Genomic DNA, 6,266 nt, shown 5'->3' on the forward strand with positions numbered 1-6,266 from the left:
CTGCCCAACCCCGACGGCCTCGTCCAGCTCCCCGGCGCCGGACACATGTCGCCGGTGGAACGCCCCGACGCCGTCGCCGACGAGATCCGCCGCCTGGTCACCACCCACCACACCGCCCCGCCCGCCACCGCCCGTGAGGGCGCCGCCGTGGCAGCCGACGCCGAGCCGAGGAGCGCCACCGCATGACCCGTACCCCGCCCCTGTCCTCCCAGGTCGCCGTCGTCACCGGCCCCGCCCGCGGCGTCGGCGCCCTGCTCGCCCGCAAGCTCGCCGAACGGGGCGCCAAGGTGGCGCTGCTGGGCCTGGAGCCCGCGGAGCTGGAGCAGGCCGCCGCGGTCTGCGGCCCGGACGCCACCCACTGGGAGGCCGACGTCACCGACCTGGACTCGCTCACCGAGGCGGCCCGCCGCATCCAGGCGCGCTACGGGCGCATCGACACCGTCGTCGCCAACGCGGGCATCGCCATCGGTGGCCCGCTGCTGGACTGCGACCACGCCGCCTTCAGCCGGGTCGTCGAGGTCAACCTGCTGGGCAGCGTCGCCACCGCGCGGGCCTTCCTCCCCGCGCTGGAGGAGTCCCGCGGCTATCTGCTGCAGATCGCCTCGCTCGCCGCCATCACCCCGGCGCCGCTGATGAGCGCCTACTGCGCCAGCAAGGCGGGGGTGGAGGCCTTCGCCCACTCGCTGCGCGCCGAGACCGGCCACAAGGGCGTCAGGGTCGGTGTGGGCTACCTCAGCTGGACCGACACCGACATGGTGCGCGGCGCCGACGAGGACGAGGTGCTGCGCGAGATGCGTGCCCGCCTGCCCTGGCCGGCCAACAGGACCTATCCGCTGGAGCCGGCGGTCGACCGGATCGTCGCCGGCATCGCCCGCCGCTCCCCGCATGTCTACGCCCAGTGGTGGCTGCGCGGTATGCAGGCCGTCCGCGGCACCGTGCCCTCCGTCATCGGCCGGCTGGGCCCCCGGGAGATCCGCCGGCTGGAGCCCCGGCTCCGGGCGACGGCGGCGCAGCGCCTGGGCGCCGTGGGTGCGGGCGGGGCCGCGGACACGGCGGCGCGCAGGGCCCGGACGGCCGACTGACCGTCGGACGCGGCCGCCCGGCGGCGGGACCGCACGGCAGAGCCCCCGCCGGGCGACCGGCGGGGGCTCTGTCCGTTCATGCGGTCACAGGGTGGTGCAGACCGTTCCGTTGAGGCGGAAGACGGTCGGGCTGGGGTTGGCGCCGTTGTTGGCCCCGACGAAGCCGAAGGAGGCGGTCGACCCGCCGTGGGCGGCCAGGACGCCGTTCCAGTCGATGTTGTTCACATGCACATGGCTGCCGCTGGTGGAGATCGAGGCGTTCCACCAGGAGGCCACCGACTGTCCCGGGGACGGCCAGTCGAAGTCCAGCGTCCACCCGTTGATGGGGGTGTCCGCCAGGTTGGTGACGGTCAGCGAGGACACGAAGCCGTTCCCCCAGCCGCTGTCCACGTGGTACGAGACCGTGCAGGTGCTGTGCTGCGGGGTGCCGGTGGTGAAGGTCAGCGGCTGGGAGGGCAGGGAGAGCCGCCCGCTCTGGTCGGTGGCCAGCACATTGACGGTGTGCCTGCTCCCCGGCGGGAGGTTGTACAGGGTGACCGAGGTGCCGGTGGACTCGCCCAGCAGCTGGACGTTGGTGCCCAGCTGCTCGTAGACCTCGTAGCGGGCGACCGCGCCGGTGCCGGCCGACGCGGGCCAGGACAGGGTGGCCGTGGTGTCGGTGACCGCGGTGGTGACCGGTGCGCCGGGGACGCCGCTGACGGCCGACGGGGCGGTGCCGGTCTTGGGGTGCAGCACCACCGTGGTGAGCGAGTACGGGGCCACGGTGAGGCCCGCGGACGTGGCGCCGTTGGAGACCGCGGTGATGTCGGAGTCGCCGCGGGCCCAGCGCTGCACCTCGGGGGTGCCGGCGGCGGGGGTGAAGCCCCGGTAGTGCAGGGCCACCGTGTGGGAGGCGTCGGGGTCCTTGTTCACCAGCATCACGGCGAGGTCGCCGTCGGCCTGCTGCACCGCGTGCACCGAGACCTGCTCGTCGGTGGAGGCGGAGGCGACCATGGTGTCGCCGGTGCTGCCCAGCGAGCCCAGCATCTTCATCCCGTAGTAGGGCGCGAACGGGGTGTTGGCGGCGGGCTCGCAGACGTCACCGGTGCAGCTGGCGCCGGACAGCATGCCCATGTCCCCGTAGTCGGTCTCGCCGTCCACGGTGGAGATGGTGCCGGCGCCGTTGTGGGTGTCCCACCAGTCGACGGTGAAGACGCCGTTCTCCAGCGCCGTCATCATCGCGTCGGCGGTGAACAGGCCGTTGGGGCGGGTGGTGAAGGGGGCGCTGCCGGCGTTGGCGTTGACCTCGGTCATCGCGATGCCGATGTGCGACGAGTCGGCCCCGGCGTACTGGTCGACCTGGTTGCGCACCTCGCGGAGCTCGCCCGGCAGCTGGGACACGCTGGCGAGCGCCTGGTCGCCGCTGCCGGCACCCGGATACCAGTGGACGCTGACGAAGTCGATGTCATGGGCCACGGCCGCGAGCACGGTGTGGTTCCAGTCCGCCGCCTCACCGGAGCCGATGACCCCGTCCGGCCAGTTGCCGGGCATGGTGAGCACCGCGCCGATCTTCACCGTCGGGTCGACGGCCTTCATCGCGGAGGCGTAGGCCAGCACCTGGCGGGCGTACTCGGCCGGGCTCTTGTCGGCGTGGGTGTCGTTCTCCCAGCCGCTGCCGTAGTGGCCGTTGCCGTAGATCTCGTTGCCGATCTCCCAGTACCTGGCGCCGTACTTCTTCTCCACATTGGCGTAGTGGACCCAGTCGGCGGCCTCCTGGGGGGTGCCCGAGCCGTAGTTGGCGATGATCACCGGCTGGGCGCCGGTGGCCTTCACCGTCCCCATGAAGGAGTCGAAGTCGGTGCCGGGAGCGACATAGCCGCCGGGGGCGGTGTTGTCCTTCCAGTGGTAGATGTCCGAGTAGGAACCGCCCGGGTAGCGCATGGCGCCGACCCCGGCGGCCTTCATCAGGGTGGCCACCTCCGGGTCGTTCATGTGCGAGTCCCAGATCGCCGCGTTGACACCCCGCGCCGCACCGCCGAGGGTGCCCAGACCGGCCTGGGTGTTGACGGTGACATCTGCGTCGGCGGCCGGCGGGGTGGTGGTGTCCGCCGCGGCGGACGGTCCGGCGGACGGCAGCACGGCCAGCAGGGCGGCGGCGGCGACCGAGGCGACACCGGCGAGTCGGCGGCGTCTGCCGGAGTTGGAGGCCAGCGATGGCATGGGTGCGTTCCCTCCCGGGACGACGGCGGTCCCGACGGGCAGGCCGGGACCGCGAGCAACGGAGTTGATACGTGGCGCTGCCGCGTTCTCCGTCGACGATCCGGCGACTGGGGGGTACGCGATCTGGGAGCGCTCCCATGATGGGAGTGAGTTGATGCGGTGTCAACGATCCTGCTGTGCAAGGACGAAGGTGGCCGGAGTGGGCCGAAACAGCCGCACCGCACATCCTGGCAGCGGCGTCCGCGGCACCCTGCGGCCCGGGCCCGCACGCGGGGCGCCCGGCGGCCCACGGCAGGCCGTTCGGCGGCAGGCGGGGAGATCCGGGCCCGGCCCGTCGTCCGGCCGGTCCCGCGGAAAACCGCTACCCGTACCGGGCGGCGCACGGGACCATCGCTGTCCATGACCGCCGACCGCCTGCTGATCCTCTCCCCACGCGTCACCGACACCCGCCTGCAGTTGGCCGCGGCCGCCCACCGCCGCAACCTGCGGACGGCGGTCGCCCACGGCTGGCGGCGGCCGGACGACGCCACCACCGGGACGCCCGCCCACCTCTACGGCGGTCCGCTGCTCGCCGACTGCCTCGGCCATGCCCTTGGGCTGGCGCCGCTGGAGCCGCCGGCGGACTGGCTCGCCCGGCTGCCCCCTGAGCTGGCCTGCCGTCAGGTCGAGGCGGTCACCCTCGCCGAGGCCCGCCGGCTGCGCCGTCCGGCCTTCGTCAAGCCGCCCGGCGACAAGCACTTCCCGGCCCGCATCCACCCGGACGGCTCCCGGCTGCCCGGACCCGACGCCATGGACGACGACCTGCCGGTGCTGGTCAGCGACATCGTCTGCTTCGTCCGCGAGTACCGGCTGTTCGTCCTGGACGGCGAGGTCCGCACCGCGAGCCGCTATGCCACCGGCCCCGCTCTGGACATGGCCCCGCTGGACGACGACCCCCGGGACGCCGACGTCCGCGCCTTCGCCCGGGAGGTGCTGGCCGCGGCCGAGGGCACCCTCCCGTCGGCCGTCGTGGTCGACGTCGGCCTGCTCGACGACGGCCGCTGGGCGGTCGTCGAGGCCAATCCCGCCTGGGCCAGTGGCGGTTACGCCTGCGACCCGGAGCGGGTCCTGGACGTGGTGGTCCGCGCGGCCGCCCCGGTCGCCGAGACCTCCGCGTACGACCTCGGCTTCGCCCGGCCGCTGCCCGAGGTCGTCGGCTAGCCGGTTCCCGCCCCCGGCCGGGACCGCCCGGTCACGGACCACCCCGGGCAGCGGCCGGTGCCGGTCCCTGCGGTGGAACGGACTGCTACCGGTCGGCGGTGGCCTGCACGGCCCGTTCGACGGCGGCCCAGGCGCCGCGCAGGGCCTCGGCGGTGGCGGGGTCGGTGAGGGCGCCGTCGGGGCCGAGCCTGGAGCGGACCATGCCCACGCCCAGCGAGGCCTCCGGCACCAGGGCGGCGGACATCACGGTCAGCGTCTCGGTGAGCCAGGCCCGCGCCCGGTCGCCGCCGGTGGGGTAGGGGGAGGCGGTGAGCAGTGCCACCGGCTTGCCGGCCAGTTCACCGCTGCCGACCAGCCACTCCAGCGCGTTCTTCAGCACCCCGGGCATCCCGTGGGCGTACTCCGGGCTGGCGATCAGCACCGCGTCCGCGGCCGCCACCGGCGCGCGCCAGGCCTGCACCGCGGCGGGGGCGTCGTCGGGGTCGACACCCGGGTCGAAGTACGGCAGCCCGGCGGGCGAGGCATGGACGACGGCCTCGCTGCCGGGCGGGAGCAGCCCCAGGGCGGCGTGCATCAGCGTCGTCACGGTGGATCCTGGGCGGAGGCTGCCGGACACGGCGAGGATCTTCACCGTCCGCAGCCTAACGGGGGCCGGTTGCGCCGTGGGCGTAGACGGCTTCCGGGTGCGGAGGGGGCCCGTACGGTCGGGCCTATGGATGCCGTCGAACTGGTCCCCGGTCTGTACTTCCTCCGCTTCCCCGTGGGGCATGTCTATCTGTGGCGCGATCCGGACGGGCTGACGCTGGTGGACACCGGGCTGCCGGGCTCGGCCGGGGCCATCGCGGAGGCGGTGCGCGGGCTGGGATGCCGGCCGGAGGACGTGCGGCGGGTGGTGCTGACCCACTTCCACGAGGACCATGTCGGGTCGGCGGCCGCTGTGGCGGGCTGGGGCGGGGCCGAGGTGTGCGCCCACCGGGCGGATGCACCGTACATCCGGGGTGAGGCGGCGGGGCCGCCGCCGGTCCTGGAGGCCGACTGGGAGCGGGAGCTGCACCGCCGGGTGACGGCGGGTCTGCCGGCGGAGCCGCCCGCGCCGGTCCGGGTGGACCGGGAGCTGGCGGACGGTGATGTGCTGGAGTTCGGCGGCGGAGCCCGGGTGGTGGCGGTGCCGGGCCACACCCCGGGCAGTCTGGCGCTGCATCTGCCCGGCCCCGGGGTGCTGTTCACCGGGGACACGGTGGCGCGGGCGCCGGACGGCCGGGTGATGAGGGGGGTGTTCAACGCCGACCCCGCCGGAACCGAGGCCTCCTTCCGGCGACTGGCGGAGCTGGCCCCGGAGGTGGTCTGTTTCGGCCACGGGGAGCCGCTGGTCTCCGGTTCGCCGGGCGGACCGGCCACCGCCCCCGGCTGGGTGCCCCCGGACGCCGGGTAGCGCCACCGGACCCCGGACGCCGCCGTCCCGGCGGACACCGCGCCGTGCCGTGCCGCGACGGCCCGGGACGGGGGTGCAGCCGGTAGCGTCCCGGACATGACGACTTCTCTCATCACCGGCGCCACCGCCGGGATCGGGGCCGCGTTCGCGCGGCGGCTGGCGGCGGACGGGCACGATCTGGTGCTGGTGGCCCGGAACGGCAAGCGGCTGGAGGAGACCGCGGCGGAGCTGCGAAGGGCGCGGGGCCGCGAGGTCGAGGTGCTGGTGGCCGACCTGGCCACCGAGGAGGGGATCTCCGCGGTGGAGCGGCGGCTGGCCGACCCGGCGCGCCCGGTGGACGTCCTGGTGAACAA

Annotated in this window: 6 protein-coding genes and 1 pseudogene; 5 read left to right on the top strand and 2 right to left on the bottom strand. The window is 74.7% G+C overall.

The features are described 5' to 3' along the window. A pseudogene (locus AOK09_RS36010) lies at window positions 1-186 on the top strand (alpha/beta hydrolase); the annotation flags it as partial. After that, entirely contained in the window at window positions 183-1,082 is a 900-nt protein-coding gene (locus AOK09_RS36015; RefSeq protein ID WP_055591385.1) for an SDR family oxidoreductase, read from the top strand. The pseudogene AOK09_RS36010 and the gene AOK09_RS36015, both read left to right, overlap by 4 nt. Window positions 1,083-1,166: 84 nt before the next feature. Here the strand turns inward: AOK09_RS36015 and AOK09_RS36020 are convergent, their stop codons facing one another. Continuing rightward, window positions 1,167-3,281: a cellulose binding domain-containing protein gene (locus AOK09_RS36020; RefSeq protein WP_055591386.1), complete on the bottom strand. Its 2,115-nt coding sequence runs from the start codon at window positions 3,279-3,281 to the stop codon at window positions 1,167-1,169. Window positions 3,282-3,680: 399 nt separating this feature from the next. Here AOK09_RS36020 and AOK09_RS36025 point away from each other — a divergent pair, with 399 nt between their 5' ends. Then, the gene (locus AOK09_RS36025) at window positions 3,681-4,481 is read left to right on the top strand and encodes an ATP-grasp domain-containing protein (protein WP_055591387.1); all 801 of its coding nucleotides are present in this window, start codon (window positions 3,681-3,683) and stop codon (window positions 4,479-4,481) included. A gap of 85 nt (window positions 4,482-4,566) precedes the next feature. Here AOK09_RS36025 and AOK09_RS36030 read toward each other — a convergent pair whose 3' ends face one another. Continuing rightward, window positions 4,567-5,112: an NADPH-dependent FMN reductase gene (locus AOK09_RS36030; RefSeq protein WP_055591388.1), complete on the bottom strand. Its 546-nt coding sequence runs from the start codon at window positions 5,110-5,112 to the stop codon at window positions 4,567-4,569. An 81-nt stretch (window positions 5,113-5,193) separates the two neighbouring features. Here AOK09_RS36030 and AOK09_RS36035 point away from each other — a divergent pair, with 81 nt between their 5' ends. Further along, window positions 5,194-5,913, top strand: a complete 720-nt coding sequence (locus AOK09_RS36035) for an MBL fold metallo-hydrolase (RefSeq protein WP_055591389.1) — start codon at window positions 5,194-5,196, stop codon at window positions 5,911-5,913. A gap of 96 nt (window positions 5,914-6,009) precedes the next feature. Further along, window positions 6,010-6,266: SDR family NAD(P)-dependent oxidoreductase (locus AOK09_RS36040; protein ID WP_157876186.1), on the top strand; the 257-nt coding region annotated here is incomplete at its 3' end.

It is taken from the genome of Peterkaempfera griseoplana (assembly GCF_001418575.1).
Classification (GTDB): domain Bacteria; phylum Actinomycetota; class Actinomycetes; order Streptomycetales; family Streptomycetaceae; genus Peterkaempfera; species Peterkaempfera griseoplana.